Source organism: Streptomyces sp. NPDC057743 (genome assembly GCF_042798755.1).
Taxonomy (GTDB): Bacteria; Actinomycetota; Actinomycetes; order Streptomycetales; family Streptomycetaceae; genus Streptomyces.
In genome coordinates this window covers 262,815-286,496 of record NZ_JBHVJX010000002.1, presented here as the reverse complement: position 1 = coordinate 286,496, position 23,682 = coordinate 262,815, and the positions used below count along the sequence as shown (strand labels likewise).

Here is a 23,682-nt window from a genome sequence, read left to right as displayed (position 1 = left end):
GTGACCTGTGATCTCCCTGTCCCTCGCCGAGATCGGACGCATCGTCGGCGGGCAGCAGCACGACATACCAGACCCGGACCGCCAGGTCACCGGGCCGGTCGTCTCGGACTCCCGAGCGGTCCGGCCGGGTGGCTTGTTCGTTGCGTTCGCCGGTGAGCGCGTCGACGGTCACGACTTCGCCGCCGGCGCCGTGGAGGCCGGTGCGGTGGCGGTCCTCGCGGCCCGTCCGCTCGGCGTCCCGGCGATCGTCGTCGACGACGTCGTCGCAGCTCTCGGGGCGCTCGCCCGCGCCGTCGTGGAGAAGTTGGGCACCACCGTCGTAGCTCTGACCGGCTCGGCCGGCAAGACCAGCACCAAGGACCTGATCGCCCAGCTGCTCCAGCGGCACGGCCCGACGGTGTGGCCGGAAGGCAGCCTCAACAACGAGATCGGGCTGCCGCTCACCGCGCTGCGCGCCGACGCCACCACCCGGCACCTCGTCCTGGAGATGGGCGCCCGCGGCATCGGCCACATCCGCTACCTCGCCGAGCTCACCCCGCCCCGCATCGGCGTGGTCCTCAACGTCGGCACCGCGCACCTCGGCGAGTTCGGCGGCCGCGAGCAGATCGCGCAGGCCAAGGGCGAGCTCGTCGAGTCGCTGCCCGCGGCCGCGGACGGCGGTGTGGCGGTGCTCAACGCCGACGACCCGTACGTCCGCGCCATGGCGTCCCGCACCGCGGCCCGCACGATCCTCTTCGGCGAGTCCCCGGAGGCCGACGTCCGCGCCGAGAATGTCCGGCTCGTCGGCCTCGGACAGCCCGCCTTTACGCTTCACACGCCCTCCGGGTGCAGCGATGTGACCATGCGGCTGTACGGTGAGCACCACGTGTCGAACGCGCTCGCCGCGGCCGCCGTCGCCCATGAGTTGGGCATGCCCGTAGACGAGATCGCCACCGCGCTCTCCGAAGCCGGCACGCTCTCCCGCTGGCGGATGGAGGTCACCGAGCGCGCGGACGGCGTGACGGTCGTCAACGATGCCTACAACGCGAACCCCGAGTCCATGCGAGCTGCGCTGCGTGCGCTGGTCACCATGGGCACCGCCGGCAGGGCACAGGGGGGCCGGACGTGGGCGGTGCTCGGTGCGATGGCCGAGCTGGGCGAGGTGTCGCTCGCCGAACACGACGCGGTCGGACGGCTGGTCGTCCGGCTCAACGTCAGCAAGCTCGTGACGGTCGGCGGCAGGGAAGCGGCCTGGCTCGACATGGGCGCCAAGAACGAGGGTTCGTGGGGTGAGGAGTCGGTGCACGTGTCCGACGCGCGGGCGGCGATCGACCTATTGCGCAGGGAGCTGCGACCGGGAGACGTCGTGCTGGTGAAGGCGTCCAGGTCGGTCGGTCTGGAGCAGGTGGCCGCGGCATTGCTGGACGGCGAGGCCGGTTGCGGCACTGAGGGCGGGGCCGCGTCCCGATGAACTCCATGAAGCAGATCCTCTTCTCCGGAATGATCGGGCTCTTCCTGACCCTGATCGGCACCCCGCTGCTGATCAAGCTGCTGGCCAAGAAGGGGTACGGGCAGTTCATCCGCGATGACGGCCCGCGCACCCACGGCAGCAAGAAGGGCACGCCCACCATGGGCGGTATCTCCTTCATCCTGGCCACGATCATCGCCTACGCCCTGACGAAGGTGATCACCTCCAGCGACCCGACGTTCTCCGGCGTCCTGGTGCTCTTCCTCTTCGCGGGCATGGGCCTGGTCGGCTTCCTCGACGACTACATCAAGATCGTCAAGCAGCGGTCGCTGGGCCTGCGGGCCAAGGCGAAGATGGCCGGCCAGCTGATCGTCGGCATCGCCTTCGCGGTGCTCTCGCTCCAGTTCGCCGACCTGCGCGGCGCCACCCCGGCCTCCGACCGGCTCTCCTTCACCCAGGACTTCGGCTGGCAGATCGGCCCGGTGCTCTTCGTCATCTGGGCGCTGTTCATGATCCTGGCGATGTCCAACGGCGTGAACCTCACCGACGGCCTGGACGGCCTGGCCACCGGCGCTTCGGTGATGGTCTTCGGCGCGTACACCTTCATCGGCATCTGGCAGTACCAGGAGTCCTGCGCCAACCTGCCCACCGCGGGCCCCGGTTGCTACGAGGTGCGCGATCCGCTCGACCTCGCGGTGGTCGCCTCGGCCCTGATGGGCGCGTGCTTCGGCTTCCTGTGGTGGAACACCTCGCCCGCCAAGATCTTCATGGGCGACACCGGTTCGCTGGCCCTCGGCGGCGCGCTCGCCGGCCTGGCGATCTGCTCCCGGACCGAGCTGCTGCTCGCCGTCCTGGGCGGCCTGTTCGTGCTGATCACCATGTCCGTGGTCATCCAGGTCGGTTCGTTCCGAATGACCGGTAAGCGGGTCTTCCGGATGGCGCCACTCCAGCACCACTTCGAACTCAAGGGGTGGTCCGAAGTCCTTGTGGTGGTCCGGTTCTGGATCATCCAGGGCATGTGCGTGATCGTCGGCCTGGGCATCTTCTACGGCGGTTGGCAGGCGGCGAAGTGACCGGCTACGACCCGCGCGAGCCCCAGGACTTCGCCGGCCGACACCTCACCGTGGCCGGCCTCGGCGTGAGCGGCGTCCCCGCCGCCCGCGCCCTGGCCGGCCTCGGCGCCCGCGTCACCGTCGTCAACGGCAGCGACGGTGAACGCGAACGGGCCCAGGCCGCCGAGTTGGAGGCGCTCGGGATCACCGTCCGGCTCGGTGACGGGGAGACGCTCCCCGAGGGCGCCGAGGCGATCGTGACCTCCCCCGGGTGGAAGCCCACCAGCCCGCTCTTCCTGGCGGCCGAGCGGGCCGGCGTCCCGGTATGGGGTGACGTCGAACTGGCCTGGCGGTTGCGCGGGCCCAACGCCGCGCCCTGGTTGGCGGTCACCGGCACCAACGGCAAGACCACCACCGTCCGGATGCTGGCCTCGATCCTGACCGCGGCCGGTCTGCGCACCGCCGCGGTCGGCAACATCGGCGTCCCGCTGGTCGACGTGGTGCTCGGCGAGGGCCGCGACGAGGAGAGCTCCTACGACGTCCTCGCCGTCGAGCTCTCCAGCTACCAGCTGCACTGGGCCCCGTCCGTACGGGCGCACTCCGCGGCCGTGCTCAACCTCGCCCCGGACCACCTGGACTGGCACGGCTCCATGGAGGCGTACGCCGCCGACAAGGGCCGGATCTACGAGGGCAACACGGTCGCCTGCGTCTACAACGCGGCCGACCCCGCGACCGAGGAACTGGTCCGCGCGGCCGACGTCGAGGAGGGCTGCCGGGCGATCGGCTTCACCCTCGGCACCCCCGGCCCGTCCCAACTGGGCGTCGTCGAGGGCCTCCTGGTCGACCGGGCCTTCGTAGAGGACCGGCACCGGCAGGCCCAGGAGCTCGCCGAGGTCTCCGACGTGGTGCCGGCCGCGCCGCACAACATCGCCAACGCGCTGGCCGCCGCGGCGCTGGCCCGCGCCTTCGGTGTCCCGGCCGCCGCGGTGCGCGAGGGGCTGCGGGCCTTCCGCCCGGACGCCCACCGCATCCAGCACGTCGCCGACGTCGCCGGCGTCGCCTACGTCGACGACTCCAAGGCCACCAACACCCACGCCGCCGAGGCGTCGTTGGCGGCGTACGAGCACATCGTGTGGGTCGCCGGCGGCCTGGCGAAGGGCGCCACCTTCGACGAGCTGGTGCGCACCGCCGCCGGGCGGCTGCGCGGCGCGGTGCTGATCGGCGCCGACCGGGCGTTGATCCGCGAAGCGCTGGCGCGACACGCCCCCGATGTCCCGGTTGTCGACCTTGACCGGACCGACACTGGGGCGATGTCCGAGGCGGTCCGGGAGGCCGCCCGCCTCGCCGGTCCCGGCGACACCGTGCTGCTGGCCCCGGCCTGCGCCTCGATGGACATGTTCGTCAATTACAACAAGCGGGGCGAGGCGTTCGCCGACGCGGTGGGCGAGTTGGCCGCCGCGGGTCACTAGCCCGCTTCTCCCCGCTGCCGTCGTCGCCGGCGGCGAGCGCACCTGTGGAGGGGACGAGGATGACCGCCCGATCGGCGAAACCGGCGCGGCCGCGTCCGGTACGTCGGACCCCCGCGAAGGCGCGCACCGCGCGGGCCGGCCGGACCCCGGCCGGCCCGCGCGGGTTCTACGTCCGGGCCAAGCGGGCCTGGGACCGCCCGTTGACGGCCTACTACCTCATCCTCGGCGCCCCCCTGCTGATCACCGTCCTGGGACTGGTGATGGTCTACTCGGCCTCCCAGATCAAGGCGCTCCAGTCCGGACTGGCCCCGTCGTACTTCTTCCGCAAGCAGTTGCTGGCCGCCGCCCTCGGGGGCGGACTGCTGCTGCTCGCCTCCCGGTTGCCGGTGCGCCGGCACCGGGCGCTGGCCTACCCGCTGCTCGCCGGTTCGATGTTTCTGCTGTGCCTGGTGGCCGTCCCGGGCATCGGTGTCTCGGTCAACGGCAACCAGAACTGGCTGAGCCTGGGCGGCCCCTTCCAGGTGCAACCCAGCGAGTTCGGCAAGCTGGCGCTCGTGCTGTGGGCCGCCGACCTGCTTGCCCGCAAAGAGGAGAAGAAGCAACTGACGCAGTGGAAGCAGCTGCTGGTTCCACTGACGCCGGTGACTTTTCTCCTGCTCGGGCTGATCATGCTCGGCGGCGACATGGGCACCACGATCATCCTGACCGCGATCCTCTTCGGCCTGTTGTGGCTGGCCGGCGCCCCGACCCGGCTGTTCGCGGGGGTGTTGGGCGCGGCCGCGGTGCTCAGCGCGCTGTTGATCAAGACCAGCGCCCACCGGATGTCCCGACTGGCGTGCATCGGCGCGACCGATCCGGGCCCCGGCGACCAGTGCTGGCAGGCCGTGCACGGCATCTACGCGCTGGCCTCCGGCGGACTCTTCGGTTCCGGCCTCGGGGCGAGTATGGAAAAATGGGGAGAACTCCCGGAACCGCACACCGACTTCATCTTCGCCATCACCGGGGAGGAACTGGGCCTGGCGGGGACGCTGTCGGTGCTCGCCCTCTTCGCGGCTCTAGGCTATGCGGGTATCCGCGTGGCCGGACGCACGGAGGATCCCTTCGTACGGTACGCAGCGGGTGGCGTGACCACCTGGATCATGGCCCAGGCCGTGATCAACATGGGTGCGGTGCTCGGCCTGTTGCCGATCGCCGGTGTCCCGCTCCCGCTGTTCTCCTACGGGGGCTCCGCCCTGCTGCCGACGATGTTCGCCGTCGGGCTGCTGATCGCCTTCGCGCGTGACGAGCCCGCCGCGCGGGCGGCGTTGACGGCGCGGTCGGCGCGGAAGCCAGTGTCCGGCAGGAAACCGGCCGGGGTGAGTTGGAAGACGATGAGACGGCGCGTTAAGAGGCGGCCGTCCGGAGAGCGGTGAATTTCGGTGCATGTCGTACTCGCCGGTGGGGGGACCGCCGGCCACATCGAGCCCGCGCTCGCCCTCGCGGACGCCCTGCGGAGGCAGGACCCGACCGTGGGGATCACGGCACTCGGCACGGAACGCGGCCTGGAGACCCGGCTGGTCCCCGAGCGCGGCTATGAGCTCGGCCTCATCCCGGCGGTACCGCTGCCCCGCAAGCCCACCCCCGAACTGATCACCGTCCCCGGGCGACTGCGCGGCACGATCAAGGCCGCCGAGCAGATCCTGGAGCGCACCAAGGCGGACTGCGTCGTCGGCTTCGGCGGCTATGTGGCGCTGCCCGGCTATCTGGCCGCCAAGCGGCTCGGGGTGCCGATCGTCGTCCACGAGGCCAACGCCCGCCCCGGCCTGGCCAACAAGATCGGTTCGCGGTACGCGACGTATGTCGCGGTCAGCACCCCGGACAGCAAGCTGCGCGGCGCCCGTTACGTGGGCATCCCGCTGCGCCGCTCGATCGCCACGTTGGACCGGGCCGCGGTCCGGCCCGAGGCGCGCGCCGCATTCGGGCTCGACCCCAACTTGCCGACGCTGCTGGTGTCCGGCGGTTCCCAGGGCGCCCGCCGGCTCAACGAGGTCGTCCAGGCCGCCGTGCCGGTGCTCCAGCGCTCGGGCATCCAGGTGCTGCACGCGGTCGGCCCGAAGAACGAACTGCCGCACGTGGACAACATGCCGGGGATGCCCCCCTATGTCCCGGTACCGTACGTGGACCGGATGGATCTCGCGTACGCCGCGGCCGACATGATGCTCTGCCGCGCGGGCGCGATGACCGTCGCCGAGCTGTCCGCCGTCGGGCTGCCGGCCGCCTTCGTCCCGCTGCCCATCGGCAACGGCGAACAGCGGCTCAACGCCCAGCCGCTGGTCAACGCCGGCGGTGGCCTGCTGGTCGACGACGCCCAGTTGACCCCGGATTGGGTGCAGGACAACGTGCTCCCGGTCCTGAGCGATCCGCACCGGCTGTACGAGATGTCCCGCGCGGCCTCGGAGTTCGGCCGTCGGGACGCCGACGAACTGCTGGTCGGCATGGTGCACGACGCGATCGAGCAACACCGCAAGTAGCCAACGAGAGAAGGCGGAGAGCGTGGCCGGACCGACCACCGCCAAGCGCGGCGCCAAGAAGTCGGCGTCCGGCCCGCGCCCTTCGCCGTCCTCCGGTGGCCGGCGCTTCCGGTTGCCGCGCCCGCGGCTGCGCCGGCCGGGCCGTCGCGGTGTGATCATCATCGCGGTACTCGCCGTACTGCTCGGCGGGTTCGGGACCTGGGCGGTCTACGGCTCCAACTGGCTGCGGCTGGAACGGGTGCGGGCCGTCGGCACCGACGTGCTCACCCCCCAACAGGTGGTCGCCGCGGCGTCCGCCCCCATGAACGCACCGCTGGCCTCCGTGGACACCGACGCGGTCGAACGCCGGCTGCTCGCCCGGCTCCCGCGCCTCAAAAGCGTTGCGGTGACCCGGTCCTGGCCGCACACCCTCGGTCTCGAAGTGACCGAAAGGACGCCGAAACTGCTGCTGGAAACGGACGGGAAGTTCGTCGAAGTGGACGGCGAGGGCGTCCGGTTCGCCACCGTGACCCGCGCGCCCAAGGGTGTTCCGCTTCTGAAGATGACCGTTTCGGATTCCCCGAGTTCCGCACGTTTCGGAACCGGCCGTTTGCTGCGCGCCGCGGTCACCGTCGCCCAGGACCTTCCGGCCGCGGTCCGCAAGGACGTTCGCGCCCTGCGGGTCCGCTCCTACGACTCCATCACCCTCGAACTCGCAGGTGACCGCACGGTGATGTGGGGCAGCCGGGAACAGGGCGCCGAGAAGGCGAAGGTGCTGGCCGCGCTGTTGAAGGCCGCGCGTGATGCGCGCCACGTCGACGTCTCGGTCCCCAGCGCGCCTGCGGTGTCCGGGAGTTGACGTACCGCGTCGCAGGCCAGCACCCTGGATGGCTACGACTATGGGTGATCACATAGGGTGAAAAGAAAAACGGGAGGTTCGGCGTGTTCGTTGAACGCGCGCACCTTGTCGACTTAGTGTCTCGTTCCAAAGGGACTGTGGAACCAGGAACACAGGCACAGTAACCGTAACCCTAAACTTCAGGGTTAGGGTTCGGGTCGGCGAAGACGGACCACCCCTTCGGCATCAGTCGGCGTCCACACGCAATGTGCGGCGACGACACGTAAATCGAGGCGAGAGGCCTTCGACGTGGCAGCACCGCAGAACTACCTCGCAGTCATCAAGGTCGTCGGGATCGGCGGCGGTGGCGTGAACGCCATCAACCGGATGATCGAGGTCGGGCTCAAGGGCGTCGAGTTCATCGCGATCAACACCGATGCGCAGGCGTTGCTGATGAGCGACGCCGACGTCAAGCTCGACGTCGGCCGCGAGATGACGCGCGGACTCGGCGCCGGCGCCAACCCGGACGTGGGCCGCAAGGCGGCCGAGGACCACCGCGAGGAGATCGAGGAGGTCCTCAAGGGGGCCGACATGGTCTTCGTGACCGCGGGTGAGGGCGGCGGGACCGGCACCGGCGGTGCCCCGGTCGTCGCCAACATCGCCCGCTCGCTGGGCGCCCTGACGATCGGTGTGGTCACCCGGCCGTTCACCTTCGAGGGCCGCCGTCGCGCCAATCAGGCCGAGGACGGCATCGCGAGCCTTCGCGAAGAGGTCGACACCCTCATCGTGATCCCCAATGACCGTCTGCTGTCCATCTCGGACCGCCAGGTGAGCGTGCTCGACGCGTTCAAGTCCGCGGACCAGGTGCTGCTGTCGGGTGTCCAGGGCATCACCGACCTGATCACCACCCCGGGCCTGATCAACCTCGACTTCGCCGACGTCAAGTCCGTGATGTCCGAGGCCGGATCGGCGCTGATGGGCATCGGCTCGGCGCGCGGTGACGACCGCGCGGTGGCCGCGGCGGAGATGGCGATCTCCTCGCCGCTGCTGGAAGCCTCGATCGACGGCGCCCGCGGTGTGCTGCTCTCCATCTCCGGTGGCTCCGACCTCGGTCTCTTCGAGATCAACGAGGCGGCCCAACTGGTCAGCGAGGCCGCGCACCCCGAGGCCAACATCATCTTCGGTGCGGTCATCGACGATGCGCTGGGCGACGAGGTCCGGGTCACCGTCATCGCCGCGGGCTTCGACGGCGGTCAGCCGCCGGCCCGGCGCGATGCGCAGCAGGCCGCGATGCCGGCTCCCAAGCGCGAGGAGCCCGCTCCGGCGCCGGCCCGCCCGACCACCCCGCCGGTCGAACCGCCGCGCACCGCACCGTCGTTCGGCGGTCTCGGCGCGGTCCCGCCGGTCCGGGACGAGGCCCCGGCGCAGTCCGACTCCCCGTCGCTGGGCGAGGTCCCCGCCCCGCCGGCCGGTGGCCCGTCGGTTCCCCCGGCCCGTCCGTACTCGGACTCCGCGGCCGAGGAGCTGGACGTCCCCGACTTCCTGAAGTGACGTAAAGCACCGACGTGATAGGGCAACAGCACCACGTGAGCGGCGCGCACTTCGCCTTCACCGACAGGTGGGGCGGGGTGAGCGCCGCTCCGTATGAGCAGCTCAATCTGGGGGGCGCGGTCGGCGACGACCCCGCCGCCGTGCGGACCAACCGCGCCCGCGCCGCGGAGGCGTTGGGCCTCGACCCGGCCGACGTGGTCTGGATGAACCAGGTCCACGGCCGGGACGTGGCGGTGGTCGACGCACCGTGGACGGAGGGTGACGCCCCGGCCGTGGACGCGGTGGTGACGTCCCGTCGAGGACTCGCGCTGGCCGTGCTGACCGCGGACTGCACCCCGGTCCTGCTCGCCGACCCGGTCGTCGGGATCGCCGGCGCCGCGCACGCCGGCCGGCCGGGCCTGGTCGCCGGGGTCGTGCCAGCGCTCGTCGCCGCCATGACCGAACTGGGCGCCGAGCCCTCCCGGATCCTCGCGCACACCGGCCCCTCGGTCTGCGGGCGTTGCTACGAGGTGCCCGAGGAGATGCGCGCGGAGGTCGCCGCGGTGGTGCCCGAGGCGTGGGCGACCACGTCCTGGGACACGCCGTCGGTGGACGTCACCGCCGGGGTCCGCGCCCAACTGGCCGCGGCCGGCGTGCAGTTGCGTCCGCAATCGCAGCCGTGCACCCGGGAGTCGACGGACCACTTCTCGTACCGTCGCGACCGCACCACCGGGCGGTTGGCGAGTTACGTATGGCTCGGGGACGCCCCCGGAGAGGCTGCGCTGTGACCGACGACCGCAGAACGCAACTGGCCGACAACCTGGCGCGGGTGGAGGATCGTATCTCCACAGCCTGTGCCAAGGCCGGCCGGGCACGTGACGAGGTCTCGCTGATCGTCGTCACCAAGACCTACCCCGCGAGCGACGTCCGACTGCTCGCGGAGTTGGGGGTGCGTCAGGTCGCGGAAAACCGCGATCAGGAAGCGGCGCCGAAGGCGGCCGAATGTGCTGATTTGCCGCTGACTTGGCACTTCGTCGGTCAGTTGCAGACCAACAAGGTGCGCTCGGTGGCCCGTTACGCCGGGGTCGTCCAGTCCGTCGACCGGCCGCGGTTGGTGAGTGCGCTCGCCAAGGAGGCGGTCCGTTCCGGGCGCGAACTGGGGTGCCTGATCCAGGTGGCGTTTGATGTGGAGTCAGTTGCGGACGGCCGGATGACCGGTGACCGCGGCGGGGTGGCGCCGGAGGGCGTCGCCGAGCTCGCCGAGGCGATCGCCACGTCCCAAGGGCTGCGCCTGGACGGCCTGATGACGGTCGCACCGCTGGCCGGACCGTATGCCGGACGCCAACAGGCCGCTTTCGAGCGGCTCATGGAAATCTCATCCGACCTGCGCGCCAACCATCCTGCTGCCACCATGGTGTCGGCAGGGATGAGCGCGGACCTCGAAGACGCGGTGGCTGCCGGGGCGACACATGTACGCATCGGCACCGCGGTACTCGGAGTCCGACCACGGCTCGGGTAACGTCGCCAAGCAAGTCGGACCACAGCACAAAATATGGTCATTCCCGCAGGACGCGGGCAGGCCGAGTGGATCCAAGGCCCCTGGTGACGGAGCCGATCCACCACAGAGCGGAGGACGCAGAGAATGGCCGGCGCGATGCGCAAGATGGCGGTCTACCTCGGCCTCGTGGAGGACGATGGGTACGACGGCCGGGGGTTCGACCCCGACGACGAGTTCGAGCCCGAGCTTGACCCGGAGCCCGATCGGGGGCGGCGGCAACAGCACCAAGTGCAGCCCGAGACACGCCCGGAGAGGGAGGAACCGGTCCGCGCCACGACCCCTCCCGCGCCGCGTGAACCCGCCCCGCTCGCCGCGGAAAGCGGACGACCCGCGCGTATCGCCCCCGTGGCATCCATCACACCCGACCGTCCAAACCTGGAGAAGAACGCACCGGTGATCATGCCCAAAGTTGTGTCCGAGCGGGAGCCTTACCGCATCACCACACTGCACCCCCGGACCTACAACGAAGCCCGTACCATCGGGGAACACTTCCGTGAGGGCACTCCGGTGATCATGAATCTCACGGAGATGGATGACACGGACGCGAAGCGACTTGTCGACTTTGCGGCCGGGTTGGTCTTCGGACTCCACGGGAGCATTGAGCGGGTAACGCAGAAGGTGTTCCTGTTGTCGCCTGCTAACGTCGATGTCACGGCGGAGGACAAGGCCCGTATCGCAGAGGGCGGGTTCTTCAACCAGAGCTGAGACGCACCACTTGGGCACACCAGGCCGTAAGGTCTTAACGCAGGAGCAAGGGGAGAGGGAAGCGCGAGATGAGTGTCGCTGGTCAGGTGATCTACATCGCGCTGTACTGCTTCCTGATTCTGCTGATCTTCCGACTGGTGATGGACTATGTCTTCCAGTTCGCCCGCTCATGGCAACCCGGCAAGGCGATGGTGGTGATTCTTGAGGCCACCTACACTGTCACCGATCCGCCACTCAAACTTCTGCGGCGGGTCATTCCGCCGCTGCGTCTCGGGGGCGTGGCGCTCGACCTGTCCTTCTTCGTATTGATGATCATCGTCTACATCCTGATCACCGTCGTGAGGTCGGTGTTGTTGGTGTGAACGATACGGTCTTGCCGATTGCCGACGACTACGTTGAGGTGAAGTAGAGATGCCGTTGACCCCCGAGGACGTGCGGAACAAGCAGTTCACGACCGTCCGCCTTCGAGAAGGCTATGACGAGGACGAGGTCGATGCCTTCCTCGATGAGGTCGAGGCCGAACTGACCCGCCTGCTGCGGGAGAACGAGGATCTGCGCGCCAAGTTGGCCGCCGCGACTCGGGCCGCCGCGCAGAACCAGCAGCAGGGTCTGCGCAAGGGGCCCGACCAGCAGCAGGAACAGCAGCAGCAGCCGCCGCAGCGGCCGGGGGCTCCGGTGCCCGCCGCCATATCCGGTCCGCAGCCGGTCCCGCCGCAGCAGCAGGGGATGGGTGGCCCGCCCCAACTGCCCGGTGGTGCACCGCAGCTGCCTCCCGGTCCCGGTGGCCACGGTCCTGGTCCGCAGGGCCCGCACGGTCCCGGCCCGATGGGCCAAGGCGGCCCGCTGGGCGGTCCGATGGGCGGCCCCGGACAGCAACTGCCGCAGGCGGCCCAGCAGCAGGGCGGCCCCGGTGGTGACAGCGCGGCCCGCGTGCTGTCGTTGGCGCAGCAGACCGCCGACCAGGCGATCGCGGAGGCCCGTTCCGAGGCCAACAAGATCGTCGGCGAGGCGCGCAGCCGTGCCGAGGGCCTGGAGCGGGACGCCCGCGCCAAGGCCGATGCGCTGGAGCGGGACGCGCAGGAGAAGCACCGCGTGGCGATGGGCTCGTTGGAGTCGGCCCGCGCGACGCTGGAGCGCAAGGTCGAGGACCTGCGCGGCTTCGAGCGCGAGTACCGCACCCGTCTGAAGTCGTACCTGGAAAGCCAGCTGCGCCAGTTGGAGAACCAGTCCGACGACTCGCTGGCCCCGCCGCGGACCCCGGCCGCCCCGTCGCTGCCGCCGTCCCCGTCGATGGCGTCGGCCGGTGCGGGCACGATGGGCGGCAACCACACCATGGGTGGCGGCCCGTCGATGGGCGGCAACCACTCCATGAGCAGCCCGTCCAGCGGTGGTCCGTCCTACGGCGGTCAGCAGCAGATGTCGCCGGCGATGACGCAGCCGATGGCGCCGGTCCGGCCGCAGGGTCCGTCGCCGATGCAGCAGACGCCGTCGCCGATGCGCGGCTTCCTCATCGACGAGGACGACAACTAACCACGACGCCTGACGCCGGGAACGGCGCGCGGAGTCGGCAATCAGGGCCGGGCCCCGAGGGAACTCCCTCGGGGCCCGGCCCTGTTCGTGGTGGGTGCGGTGCGCACGCCGTGGTGTTCGCCGGCGTAGTCCGTGCAGGGGGCGCGGTGGTGGTACGTGGGGGGCGGAGAAGGGCGCGGGCCCCGGCGCGCAGTGCGCCGGGGCCCGGTCGTGCTCCGGTCGTGCTTCCGTGCTCCGTTATGCCTTGCGGAGGTGGAAGGTCAGGGCCAGTGCCTCGTCGGTGAAGGCCGGGCCGTAGGACTCCTCCGGCCCGCCGGCGGCGAAGTCGGCGGCCAGCACCTCGTCGGCGATCAGCGCGGCGTGGTCGGTCAGGGCGGTGCGGACCTCGTCGTCGGTGGTCGTCCAGCGCAGGGCGATCTGGTCCGCGACGTCCAGGCCGCTGTTCTTGCGGGCCTCCTGGATGAGCCGGATCGCGTCGCGGGCCAGGCCGGCGCGGCGCAGTTCCGGGGTGATCTCCAGGTCGAGGGCGACCGTCGCGCCGGCGTCGGAGGCCACCGACCAACCCTCGCGCGGGGTTTCGGTGATGATGACCTCTTCCGGGGTGAGGTCGATGGTCTCGCCGTCCACCTCGACGCTGGCGGTGCCGCCGCGCAGCGCGAGCGAGAGGGCGGCGGCGTCCGCGGCGGCGATCGCCTTGGCGACGGCCTGGACGCCCTTGCCGAAACGCTTGCCCAGGGCACGGAAGTTGGCCTTGGCGGTGGTGTCCACCAGGGAGCCGCCCACGTCGGAGAGCGCGGCCAGCGAGCTGACGTTGAGCTCCTCGGCGATCTGGGCGCGCAGGTCCTCGGAGAGGTCCGCGAAGCCGTGGGCGCCGACCAGCGCGCGGGACAGCGGCTGGCGGGTCTTCACCCCGGACTCGGCGCGGGTCGCGCGGCCCAATTCGACCAGCCGGCGCACCAGTTGCATCTGCGCGGAGAGCGTCGGATCCATCAGGGCGCGGTCGGCGACCGGCCAGGTGGTGAGGTGGACCGAATCCGGGGCGTCCGGGGTGACCGGGACGACCAGGTCCTGCCAGACCCGCTCGGTGATGAACGGGACGAGCGGGGCCATCAGCCGGGTGACGGTCTCGATGACGTCGTGCAGGGTGCGCAGCGCGGCGGCGTCGCCCTGCCAGAAGCGGCGACGGGAGCGGCGGACGTACCAGTTGGAGAGGTCGTCGACGAACGCGGAGAGCAGCTTGCCGGCGCGCTGGGTGTCGTAGCCCTCCAGGGCGTCGGTCACCCCCTCCACCAGGGCGTTGAGCTCGCCGAGCAGCCAGCGGTCCAGCAGCGGGCGGTCGGCCGGGGCCGGATCGGCCGCGGACGGCGCCCAGTTGGAGGTGCGGGCGTACAGGGCCTGGAAGGCGACGGTGTTCCAGTACGTCAGCAGGGTCTTGCGGACGACTTCCTGGATGGTGGTGTGGCCGACCCGGCGGGCCGACCAGGGGGAGCCGCCGGCGGCCATGAACCAGCGCACCGCGTCGGCGCCGTGCTGGTCCATCAGCGGGATCGGCTGGAGGATGTTGCCCAGGTGCTTGGACATCTTCCGGCCGTCCTCGGCGAGGATGTGACCGAGGCAGACCACGTTCTCGTACGACGACTTGTCGAAGACGAGGGTGCCGACGGCCATCAGCGTGTAGAACCAGCCGCGGGTCTGGTCGATGGCCTCGGAGATGAACTGCGCCGGGTACCGCTTCTCGAAGAGCTCCTTGTTGCGGTACGGGTAGCCCCACTGCGCGAACGGCATCGAGCCCGAGTCGTACCAGGCGTCGATGACCTCCGGGACGCGGGTGGCGGTGAGCGCGCAGCCCTCGTGGGTGCAGCCGAAGGTGATCTCGTCGATGAACGGGCGGTGCGGGTCCAGGCCGGACTGGTCGGTGCCGGTCAGCTCGGACAGCTCGGTGAGCGAGCCGACGCAGGTGAGGTGGCCCTCCTCGCAGCGCCAGATGGGCAGCGGGGTGCCCCAGTAGCGGTTGCGGGACAGCGCCCAGTCGATGTTGTTGGTCAGCCAGTCGCCGAACCGGCCGTGCTTGACCGACTCCGGGAACCAGTTGGTGTTCTCGTTCTCCCGCAGGAGGGCGTCCTTGACCGCGGTGGTGCGGATGTACCAGGACGGCTGGGCGTAGTAGAGCAGCGCGGTGTGGCAGCGCCAGCAGTGCGGGTAGCTGTGCTCGTACGCGACGTGGCGGAAGAGCAGGCCGCGGGCGTCCAGGTCGGCGACCAGGGCCTCGTCGGCCTTCTTGAAGAACTGGCCGCCGACGAGCGGGAGTTGCTCCTCGAAGGTGCCGTCCGGGCGGACCGGGTTGACCACCGGGAGGCCGTACCCGCGGCAGGTCTTGAGGTCGTCCTCACCGAAGGCGGGGGCCTGGTGGACGAGGCCGGTGCCGTCGTCGGTGGTGACGTACTCGGCGTTGACGACGAAGTTGGCGTCGTCGAGGTCGACGAGCTGGAACGGGCGCTCGTAGGCCCAGCGCTCCATCTCGCGGCCGGTGAAGGTCTCGCCGGTGGCCGTCCAGCCCTCGCCCAGCGCCTTCTCCAACAGCGGTTCGGCGACGACCAGTTGCTCGGTGCCGTCGGTGGCGACGACGTAGGTGACGTCGGGGTGGGCGGCGACGGCGGTGTTGGAGACCAGGGTCCAGGGGGTGGTCGTCCACACCAGGAGGGCGGCGCGGCCGGCCAACGGGCCGGAGGTCAGCGGGAGGCGGACGAAGACCGAGGGGTCGACGACCGTCTCGTAGCCCTGGGCCAGCTCGTGGTCCGACAGGCCGGTGCCGCAGCGCGGGCACCAGGGGGCGACGCGGTGGTCCTGGACCAGCAGGCCCTTGGTGAAGATCTCCTTCAGGGACCACCACACCGACTCGATGTAGTCGGGGTCCATGGTGCGGTACGGGGCGTCCAGGTCCGTCCAGTAGCCCATCCGCGTCGTCAGCTCGGCGAAGGCGTCGGTGTGCCGGGTCACCGACTCGCGGCACTTGGCGTTGAACTCGGCGATGCCGTACGCCTCGATGTCCTTCTTGCCGTTGAAGCCGAGCTCCTTCTCCACGGCCAGCTCGACCGGGAGGCCGTGGCAGTCCCAGCCGGCCTTGCGGTCGACGTGGTAGCCCTGCATCGTGCGGAACCGGGGGAAGACGTCCTTGAAGACGCGGGCCTCGATGTGGTGCGCGCCGGGCATGCCGTTGGCCGTCGGGGGGCCCTCGTAGAAGACCCACTCGGGGCGGCCCTCGGACTGCTGGAGGGTGCGCGCGAAGACCTTGCGCTCCTGCCAGAAGTCGAGCACCGCGTGCTCAAGGGCGGGCAGGTCTACCTGCGCGGGTACCGGGCGGTACTGGGGCGTGGGACTCATCGGTTCCTCCGGCGGACACCTGGTGCGTTCTCCGTCCGGAGGGACGAGAGCCGTGAGCTCCCGCGGTACCACCCTCCTTGGCGGCGCCGTCGCGCACCGCCCCCTCATTGGGATCGCGCTGCCGGTTCTACTGACCCGCTTCGCTTGCGTGCGGGCGTTCTTCCGGCGGCTCCGGGCTGATCTTCACGTCAGGCACGCCCCCGGGCTCGCACCGTCCCCGGGTCGCTGAAGGCTGCGTCTGACGCTACTCGTCCCATCAACGCCTCTCGCTGCGCCCCAGTGTACGGGGCCGGGCCGACGGCGGCCGACCGGATTTCGTCACGCCGGTGCCGGCCGGGGAGGGCCGGACTCACCGCTCCCGTTGGTGACCCGAATGGCGACGCCGCTGGATGCGGGCAATCCGGGCGGATTGCGGTGCGGTGGGCGGGGGCACAACGGAGGCAGGCCGGACGCGCGGCCTCGGCGGTGGGGTGGCCGGGCGGTGCGTCCCGTTGCCGCGTGCCGTGCGGCGATTTATCGTTCCCGTCACGATTCGCGCACAAGATCACATATGTGAAGGGGTCGCGGCCATGGTGGCGAAGAAGACCGCCGCGGAGAAGACCACGACGTCCGCCGGGCCCGCTGACGAGGACGGCGCGACGCACTCCGCCCACGAGGAAGCAGCCGGGCACCCGGAGGCGCCGAAGAAGACCGCCGCAAAGAAGGCGCCGGCCAAGAAGGCGGCGCCCGCCAAGGCCGCGGCCAAGAAGACGGCCACGAAGAAGACGGCCGCGAAGAAGGCGGCCGCAAAGAAGGTGGTCGCGAAGAAGACCGCGAAGACGGCTGCCAAGACGGCCACCAAGAAGGCCGTGGAGAAGGTGGCGGAGAAACCGGTGAAGAAGGTGGCGGAGAAGGCCGTGGAGGAGGCCCCCGCTGGGGAGGCGGTGGTCGGGGCGGGGCCGGCGCGGGTGGTTGCGACGCCCGGTGAGCTCGCGGTCCGGCCGGGCGAGGACCCCTGGACGCCCGCGGAGGTGGCCGAGGCGCGGACCGAGCTGATGGCGGAGGTGGGCCGGCTGCGGGCCGAGATCGTCGCCGCCGAGGACGCCATCGCCGGGCTGATGCGGGACTCCGGCGACGGCGCCGGCGACGACGAGGCCGACACCGGCACCAAGAACATCACCCGCGAACACGAGTTGGCGCTGGCCTCCAACGCGCGGGAGATGCTGCACCAGACCGAGCGCGCCCTGGGGCGGTTGGACGCGGGCACGTACGGGCTGTGCGAGAACTGCGGCCGGCCGATCGGCAAGGCGCGGATGCAGGCGTTCCCGCGGGCGACGCTCTGCGTGGAGTGCAAGCAGAAGCAGGAGCGGCGCTGACCAGCCGCCCGCGACGGCCCGGTGCGGGCCGGTACCCGGCCGGGCCGGGCGCGCGCGGGTGTGCCGTACTCTCGTGGGCAGCCGGGCTGGGCCCGGCGCTGGACTCGACGGGCTGAGGGACGCACACGTGGCAGAGGCGGAACGCATCACCGGTACGCCGGAATCCGAGCCGGGTTCCGGGGCGGATCCCGTGGCGGGATCCGAGGGGGGACGGCCGGCGGAGGGCGAGCGGCCCACCGGGCGCGGGCGGCGGCGGATCGCCGCGCTGCTGTTGGTGGCCGCGGTGGTCTATCTGCTCGACCTCGGCAGCAAGCTGGCGGTGGTCGCCAAGCTGGAGCACCACGCCCCGGTCGAGATCATCGGGACGCTGCTCCAGTTCAACGTGATCCGCAACCGCGGGGCGGCCTTCGGGTTCGGCGAGGCGCTGACGGTCTTTCTGACCATCATCGCCGTGGTGGTGATCGTGGTGATCGCCCGGATCGCGCGCAAGCTCTACAGCCTGCCCTGGGCGATCGCGCTGGGGCTGCTGCTGGGCGGCGCGTTCGGCAACCTCACCGACCGGATCTTCCGTTCGCCGGGCGTCTTCCAGGGCGCGGTGGTGGACTTCATCGCCCCCGCCCACTTCGCGGTCTTCAACCTCGCCGACTCCGCGATCGTCTGCGGTGGCGTGCTGATCGTGCTGCTGTCCTTCCGGGGCCTGGACCCCGACGGGACCCTTCACAAGGACTGATCGTCCAGGTCGTGGTCCCGCCGCTGGTTTCGGGGCGGGACCTCCGCCGGGTCGGGCAGTGTCGCGGGACTGCCATACTCGTGGGGTGAGCACGCTTCCCGAGATCCGCACCCTGCCCGTACCGGACGGCCTGGAAGGCGAGCGCGTGGACGCCGCGCTGGCCCGCATGTTCGGCTTTTCCCGGACGAAGGCGGCCGAGTTGGCGGCCGCCGGCAAGGTCCGGGTCGACGGCTCCGAGGTGATGAAGTCCGAGCGGGTCCACGGGGGTGCCTGGCTGGAGGTCGAGATGCCGCCGGCGGCTGCGCCGGTGGAGATCGTCGCCGAGCCCGTCGAGGGCATGGAGATCGTTCACGACGACGAGGACGTCGTGGTGATCAGCAAGCCGGTGGGGGTCGCCGCGCACCCCAGCCCCGGTTGGACCGGCACCACCGTGATCGGCGGGCTGGCCGCGGCCGGCTACCGCATCTCCACCTCCGGTGCGGCCGAGCGACAGGGCATCGTGCACCGTCTCGACGTCGGCACCTCCGGGCTGATGGTGGTCGCCAAGTCGGAGCGGGCGTACACCTCGTTGAAGCGGCAGTTCAAGGAGCGGGTGCCGGACAAGCGCTACCACGCGCTGGTGCAGGGCCACCCGGACCCGATGAGCGGCACCATCGACGCCCCCATCGGGCGGCACCCCCACCACGACTACAAGTGGGCGGTCACCGCCGACGGCAAGGCATCGGTCACCCACTACGACCTGATCGAGGCGTTCCGGGCCGCCAGCCTGTTGGACATCAAGCTGGAGACCGGGCGGACGCACCAGATCCGGGTGCACATGTCGGCACACCGGCACCCCTGCGTCGGGGACCTGACGTACGGTGCGGACCCGACGCTCGCCAAGCGGCTGGGCGTCTCCCGGCAGTGGCTGCACGCGGTCCGGCTGGGCTTCGAGCACCCCAGCGACGGCCGCTGGGTCGAGTTCGAGAGCGCGTACCCGGCGGACCTCCAGCATGCGCTGGACACCGTGCGGGACGAGAGCTACTGACCAAGCTCTCGAGGGCAGTTCGGGGCAATTCGGGCGAATCGGTCGGCGAGAGCCGGGATTTGACCATTTCATGGCAGAGTTGGGGCGGAAAGTGATCGGAATCGACCGCTCCGGAGCGTAGTCACCGTGGATCAGTTGGCCCTGCTGTTCGTCCTGCTCCTCGGAGCGGTGGTGATGGTTCCGCTCGGCGACCGGCTGGGCCTGCCCTCACCGGTGCTGATGACGCTGGCCGGTGCGGTGCTGGCGCTGCTGCCGTTCGTGCCCAACGTCCAGGTCCCGCCCGAGTACATCCTGCCGATCGTGCTGCCACCGCTGCTCTACGCGGCGGTCCAACGCACCTCCTGGCGGCAGTTCACCGCCAACCTCCGGCCGATCTTCCTGCTCGCGGTGTTGTTGGTGTTCGCCACCACGGCCGCGGTCGCGGCGGTCGCCCAGGCCGTGGTGCCGGGCATGCCGCTGGCCGCCGCGGTGGTGCTGGGCGCGCTGGTCGCCCCGCCCGACCCGGTGGCCGCCACCGCGGTGGCCGGCAAGCTGGGGCTGCCCCGCCGCATGGTCTCCATCCTGGAGGGCGAGGGGCTGTTCAACGACGTCACCGCGATCGTGCTCTACCACGTCGCGCTGGCCGCCGTGATCAGCGGCAGCTTCTCGGTGCCCGGCGCGGTGGGCTCGCTGGTGCTCTCCGCCGTCGTCGCGGTGGCGGTCGGCCTGGTGCTCGGCTGGGTGGCGAACAAGCTGATGGGGCGGCTGGGCGACCCCACGCTCCAGATCGGGCTGACGCTGCTGGTGCCGTTCGTCTCGTACGTGCTGGCCGAGGAGTTCAAGGGCTCGGGCGTGCTCGCGGTGCTGACCAGTGGGCTGTTCCTGGCCGAGTACGCGGTCGACGCGGACGACGTGATGGGTCGGCTGGCCGGCTACACCTTCTGGGAGGTCGTCGACACCCTCGTCACCGGCGTCGCCTTCGGGCTGATCGGCCTGGAGCTGCACAACATCATCGGCGCCGCCGGCCGCCACTGGACCTCGATGCTCGGCGCCGGCGCCGCCGTGGTGGCGGTGGTCGTCGTGGTGCGCCTGGTGTGGCTGTTGCCCGCCGCCTGGCTCGCCAAGCGGATGCACAAGCTCCGGGACGTCGACGAGGACATCCCGATGAGCTGGCGCGAGACGGTCATCATGTGGTGGTCGGGGATGCGCGGGGTGGCGACGGTGGCGCTGGCCCTGGCCATCCCGACCGCGGTGGACGGCGGCGGTGCCTTCCCGGCCCGTGACGAGATCCTCTTCATCGCCTTCGCCGTGGTCCTGTCCACCCTGGTCATCCAGGGGCTGACGCTGCCCTGGCTGGTGCGCAAGCTGCGGGTGCGGGCCGACACCGACGCCGCGGACGCGGTGGAGCGGGAGCTGGCGCTGCGGGTGATCAAGGCGTCCAAGCGGCGGCTGAAGGAGATCCTGGAGGTCGAGGAGGTGTCCGACGAGGTCGCCGACCAACTGGCCCGCCGCGCCTACGACATGGGCGCCCGGATCACCCCGGACATCGTCGACGACGAGCGGCGCGAGCTGTTCGAGAAGCGCATCTCCCGGATGAAGAAGGTCCAACGGATCCAGGGCGAGATGCTCTCGGCCGCCCGGCACGAGGTGCTGGCGGCGCGCAGCGAACCGGGCGCCGATCCGGAGATCGTCGACCGGGTGCTGCGCCACCTGGACATGCGGAGCCTGCGGGCGACCCCGTAGGACGCGGGAACGGGCGGTCCCGGGCGGGGAGTTGGAGTCGCGGGCCGGTCAGCGGCCCCGGAGGCCGTTCGGTCCGGTCGGGCCGTCCGACGGGTCGGTGTCCGGCAGCCCCCCGGCGGGCGCGGTGGTGATCCGCGGCAGCGCGTAGGCGTGCTCGGTCCGCAGCCACTCGATCATCCGCTCGCGGACCTGGCAGCGCACCGTCCACAGCGCGTCCGCGTCCCGGGCGGTGACCAGGGCGCGCACCACGATGGTGGACGGGGTGGTGTCGGTGACCACCAGGCTCCAGGACCGGGCGTCCCACTCCGGGCACTCCTGGAGCAGCTCGTGCAGGTGCTGCCGCATCTTCTCCAACGGGGCGGAGTGGTCGAGGTGGAAGAAGACCGCGCCGGTCATCTGGGCGCCGCCGCGCGACCAGTTCTCGAACGGCTTGCTGGTGAAGTACGAGACCGGCATGGTGATCCGGCGCTCGTCCCAGGTCCGCACGCTCAGGAAGGTCAGGGTGATCTCCTCGACCGTGCCCCACTGGCCGTCCACGACCACGGTGTCCCCGATGCGCACCATGTCACCGAAGGCGATCTGGAGCCCGGCGAAGAGGTTGCCCAGGGTGGACTGGGCGGCGATACCGGCGACGATGCCCACCAGCCCGGCGGACGCCAGGACGGAGGTGCCCACCGCCCGCATCTGCGGGAACGTCAGCAGCATCGAGGCGGCCGCGACGACGATCACCACCGCGGTGACCACCCGCTGGATCAGCGTCACCTGGGTCCGCACCCGCCGCACCCGCGCCGCGTCCCGGGCGCCGGCCGCGTAACGGGCGTAGGACGACTCCACTATCGCGGCCGCGGCCCGCACCAGCAGCCAGGCAGTGGCGGCTATCAGGACCAGCGTCAGGATCTGGCCGATGCCCACCGCGTGGCGCAGCACGAGCGGGATCTTGGTCTGGTCGTAGGAGCCGAGCAACAGGGCGAAGGTGAGCATCAGTTGCAGCGGTATCCGGCAGCGCCGCAGCAGCCCCCACAACGGGGTCTCCGGGTGGCGGGTGTCGATCCGCAGCAGGGTCCGGTCGATCAGCCAGACCAGGACGAACGTGACCAGGATCGAGCCGCCGACGACGGCGATCGGGCGCAGCACGGCCTCCAGGGACACGGGGCTCCTCCTCGGTGGGTGTGCTCGTTCCAGTCTGGACGACGGTAGCTGGCACGATGGGGACAGAGCGATCCAACCCCAGGGAAGTGATGTCTGTGCCCGCCTCTGCCGAGCCCGCGACCAGCGGTTCCTCCACCATCGTGCTGTTTCATTCGGTGTGCGGGCTGCGCCCTGCGGTGCACGCCGGCGCGGACCGGTTGCGCGCCGCGGGCCACGAGGTGATCGTCCCGGACCTGTTCGGCGGCCGGACCGCCGACTCGGTCGTCGACGGCATGGTCATCAAGGAGGAGATCGGCACGGACGAGCTGCTGCGCCGGGCGGTCGCGGCGGTCGCCCCGTATTCCGACCGCGGGCTGGTCTACGCCGGTTTCTCCTTCGGCGGTTCGATCGCGCAGAACCTCGCCCTGGCTGACGAGAAGGCCCGCGGGCTGCTGTTGCTGCACGGCACCTCCGACCTCGCCGACGGCGCGAGCGCCGACGAGCTCCCGGTGCAGCTGCATGTCGCCGACCCCGACCCGTTCGAGCCGCACGACTGGTTGAACGCCTGGTACCTGCGGATGCGCCGGGCCGGCGCGGACGTGGAGGTGTTCCGCTACGCCGGCGCCGGCCACCTCTTCACCGACCCCGAACTCCCGGACTACGACGCCCAGGCGGCCGAGGCCGCCTGGAAGGTGGCGCTGGGGTTCCTGGCGGAGCTGCCGGAGCGGGGCTGACGTCCCCGCCCGGGCGGGCGTTCCGGCGATGCCCGGAACGCCCGCCCGCGGCCCTCACCGGCCGCCGGTGGGGTCCTTCTCGCCCTTGGCGATGCCCTGGCCGGCGCCCTTGTCCGCGCCGCTCTTGTCGCCGCCCTTCGCCGGGCCGAACTCCGCGTCGATCATCTTGGCGAAGTTGGCCCGCGCCAGCTGGTCGTACTGCTGCTGAGTCATCTGCTGCTGCGGGACCTCCGGCATCGTCAGCTTCTTGTCGCCGTGCATGAAGGTGGGGGTGCCGCGCACGCCCTTGCGTCCGAACAGCGCGGTCATCTCCATCGCCCAACGCTTGTACGTGCCGCCCTCGACCGCCTTCTGAAACGCCTTGTTGCCCCTCAACTCCGGTACGTCGGCGGCCACTTTGAGCAGCTCGGAGTCCTTGGCGTAGAGGTCCTCGCGCTCGTCGGGGTGGAACTTGGTCGAGTACAGCGCCGCCTTGTACTTCAAGAACGCCTCCGGGCTGACGTTCAGCGCCGCGCCCAGGGCGCTCAGCGCGTTCTTGGAGCCCTCGCCGCCCTGCATGCCGTCGATGAAGGTGTACATGGTGTAGCGGACCTTGAACCGGCCGTCGTGGAGGTCCTTGATCAGCTCCGGGCCGGCGCTCTGCTCGAAGGCCGCGCAGGCCGGGCAGCGGACGTCCTCGAAGACCTCCAGGGTCTCTTTGGCGCGCTTGTCGCCCAGCAGGATCTCGGTGCCGTGCGGGCCCTGGGTGTGCGCCGGGGTGACCAACGTGGCCTCCTTGGCGGCCTCCCAGCCGGTCGGCTCGTTCGCCTTCACCACGGCGAAGCCGATGCCGCCGGCGACCGCCAGGACGCCGACGACCGAGGCCGCCACGACGAGTTGGCGGCGCAGCCGCGCCTTCTTCTTCTCCCGCTCGCGCTCGGCGCGGATCCGTTCGCGGGCCGCTTGCTTCTTCGCCTGGTCGTTCCGGTTGCTCATGGGGGGTGTCCG

General features: G+C 70.9%; 20 protein-coding genes. 17 read left to right on the top strand and 3 right to left on the bottom strand.

Going from position 1 to position 23,682, the window contains the following annotated elements:
* Nucleotides 1-7 precede the first annotated feature (7 nt).
* From murF to ACFVFQ_RS03250, 12 genes are all read left to right on the top strand, one after another.
* Nucleotides 8-1,450, top strand: coding sequence for a UDP-N-acetylmuramoyl-tripeptide--D-alanyl-D-alanine ligase (gene murF, locus ACFVFQ_RS03305; RefSeq protein ID WP_383407761.1), 1,443 nt, complete (start codon nt 8-10; stop codon nt 1,448-1,450).
* Nucleotides 1,451-1,455: 5 nt separating this feature from the next.
* Entirely contained in the window at nt 1,456-2,520 is a 1,065-nt protein-coding gene (mraY, locus tag ACFVFQ_RS03300) for a phospho-N-acetylmuramoyl-pentapeptide-transferase (RefSeq protein WP_383407758.1), read from the top strand.
* Nucleotides 2,517-3,968 (top strand): UDP-N-acetylmuramoyl-L-alanine--D-glutamate ligase, encoded by a 1,452-nt coding sequence (gene murD / locus ACFVFQ_RS03295; RefSeq protein ID WP_383407755.1) that lies wholly within the window; start codon nt 2,517-2,519, stop codon nt 3,966-3,968. The genes mraY and murD overlap by 4 nt, the downstream gene beginning before the upstream one ends.
* A gap of 59 nt (nt 3,969-4,027) precedes the next feature.
* Nucleotides 4,028-5,380 (top strand): putative lipid II flippase FtsW, encoded by a 1,353-nt coding sequence (ftsW, locus tag ACFVFQ_RS03290; protein WP_383407753.1) that lies wholly within the window; start codon nt 4,028-4,030, stop codon nt 5,378-5,380.
* Between the two features lie 6 nt (nt 5,381-5,386).
* The gene (gene murG, locus ACFVFQ_RS03285) at nt 5,387-6,478 is read left to right on the top strand and encodes an undecaprenyldiphospho-muramoylpentapeptide beta-N-acetylglucosaminyltransferase (RefSeq protein ID WP_383407748.1); all 1,092 of its coding nucleotides are present in this window, start codon (nt 5,387-5,389) and stop codon (nt 6,476-6,478) included.
* 22 nt (nt 6,479-6,500) lie between these two features.
* Nucleotides 6,501-7,316 (top strand): cell division protein FtsQ/DivIB, encoded by an 816-nt coding sequence (locus ACFVFQ_RS03280; protein WP_383407745.1) that lies wholly within the window; start codon nt 6,501-6,503, stop codon nt 7,314-7,316.
* A gap of 288 nt (nt 7,317-7,604) precedes the next feature.
* On the top strand, nt 7,605-8,846 hold the full coding sequence (ftsZ, locus tag ACFVFQ_RS03275) for a cell division protein FtsZ (RefSeq protein WP_383407742.1): 1,242 nt from the start codon (nt 7,605-7,607) through the stop codon (nt 8,844-8,846).
* Nucleotides 8,847-8,860: 14 nt separating this feature from the next.
* A complete protein-coding gene (gene pgeF, locus ACFVFQ_RS03270) occupies nt 8,861-9,613 on the top strand; it encodes a peptidoglycan editing factor PgeF (protein WP_383407739.1) in 753 nt (250 codons plus the stop codon).
* Nucleotides 9,610-10,344 carry a YggS family pyridoxal phosphate-dependent enzyme gene (locus tag ACFVFQ_RS03265; protein WP_383407736.1) on the top strand — a complete coding sequence of 245 codons (735 nt, stop codon included), beginning with the start codon at nt 9,610-9,612 and terminating at the stop codon, nt 10,342-10,344. The genes pgeF and ACFVFQ_RS03265 overlap by 4 nt, the downstream gene beginning before the upstream one ends.
* Before the next feature lie 123 nt (nt 10,345-10,467).
* The gene (locus tag ACFVFQ_RS03260; RefSeq protein ID WP_383407733.1) at nt 10,468-11,088 is read left to right on the top strand and encodes a cell division protein SepF; all 621 of its coding nucleotides are present in this window, start codon (nt 10,468-10,470) and stop codon (nt 11,086-11,088) included.
* 68 nt (nt 11,089-11,156) lie between these two features.
* Complete coding sequence (locus ACFVFQ_RS03255) at nt 11,157-11,450, top strand: YggT family protein (RefSeq protein ID WP_039637383.1); 294 nt, start codon at nt 11,157-11,159, stop codon at nt 11,448-11,450.
* Between the two features lie 49 nt (nt 11,451-11,499).
* Nucleotides 11,500-12,618, top strand: a complete 1,119-nt coding sequence (locus ACFVFQ_RS03250; RefSeq protein ID WP_383407730.1) for a DivIVA domain-containing protein — start codon at nt 11,500-11,502, stop codon at nt 12,616-12,618.
* 237 nt (nt 12,619-12,855) lie between these two features.
* On the opposite strand, the gene ileS is transcribed toward ACFVFQ_RS03250, so the two are convergent.
* The gene (ileS, locus tag ACFVFQ_RS03245) at nt 12,856-15,999 is read right to left on the bottom strand and encodes an isoleucine--tRNA ligase (protein WP_383407727.1); all 3,144 of its coding nucleotides are present in this window, start codon (nt 15,997-15,999) and stop codon (nt 12,856-12,858) included.
* 569 nt (nt 16,000-16,568) lie between these two features.
* Here ileS and ACFVFQ_RS03240 point away from each other — a divergent pair.
* From ACFVFQ_RS03240 to ACFVFQ_RS03225, 4 genes are all read left to right on the top strand, one after another.
* Nucleotides 16,569-17,354 carry a TraR/DksA family transcriptional regulator gene (locus ACFVFQ_RS03240; RefSeq protein WP_383407724.1) on the top strand — a complete coding sequence of 262 codons (786 nt, stop codon included), beginning with the start codon at nt 16,569-16,571 and terminating at the stop codon, nt 17,352-17,354.
* 127 nt (nt 17,355-17,481) lie between these two features.
* The gene (gene lspA, locus ACFVFQ_RS03235; protein ID WP_383407719.1) at nt 17,482-18,084 is read left to right on the top strand and encodes a signal peptidase II; all 603 of its coding nucleotides are present in this window, start codon (nt 17,482-17,484) and stop codon (nt 18,082-18,084) included.
* 85 nt (nt 18,085-18,169) lie between these two features.
* The gene (locus ACFVFQ_RS03230) at nt 18,170-19,111 is read left to right on the top strand and encodes an RluA family pseudouridine synthase (RefSeq protein ID WP_383407714.1); all 942 of its coding nucleotides are present in this window, start codon (nt 18,170-18,172) and stop codon (nt 19,109-19,111) included.
* A gap of 126 nt (nt 19,112-19,237) precedes the next feature.
* Nucleotides 19,238-20,833 carry a Na+/H+ antiporter gene (locus ACFVFQ_RS03225; protein ID WP_383407711.1) on the top strand — a complete coding sequence of 532 codons (1,596 nt, stop codon included), beginning with the start codon at nt 19,238-19,240 and terminating at the stop codon, nt 20,831-20,833.
* 48 nt (nt 20,834-20,881) lie between these two features.
* Here ACFVFQ_RS03225 and ACFVFQ_RS03220 read toward each other — a convergent pair whose 3' ends face one another.
* Nucleotides 20,882-21,976: a mechanosensitive ion channel family protein gene (locus tag ACFVFQ_RS03220; RefSeq protein ID WP_383408058.1), complete on the bottom strand. Its 1,095-nt coding sequence runs from the start codon at nt 21,974-21,976 to the stop codon at nt 20,882-20,884.
* Nucleotides 21,977-22,071: 95 nt separating this feature from the next.
* On the opposite strand from ACFVFQ_RS03220, the gene ACFVFQ_RS03215 reads away from it, so the two are divergent.
* On the top strand, nt 22,072-22,695 hold the full coding sequence (locus ACFVFQ_RS03215) for a dienelactone hydrolase family protein (protein WP_383407708.1): 624 nt from the start codon (nt 22,072-22,074) through the stop codon (nt 22,693-22,695).
* A gap of 54 nt (nt 22,696-22,749) precedes the next feature.
* Here the strand turns inward: ACFVFQ_RS03215 and ACFVFQ_RS03210 are convergent, their stop codons facing one another.
* Nucleotides 22,750-23,670: a thioredoxin domain-containing protein gene (locus ACFVFQ_RS03210; RefSeq protein WP_383407705.1), complete on the bottom strand. Its 921-nt coding sequence runs from the start codon at nt 23,668-23,670 to the stop codon at nt 22,750-22,752.
* Between the last annotated feature and the right edge of the window lie 12 nt (nt 23,671-23,682).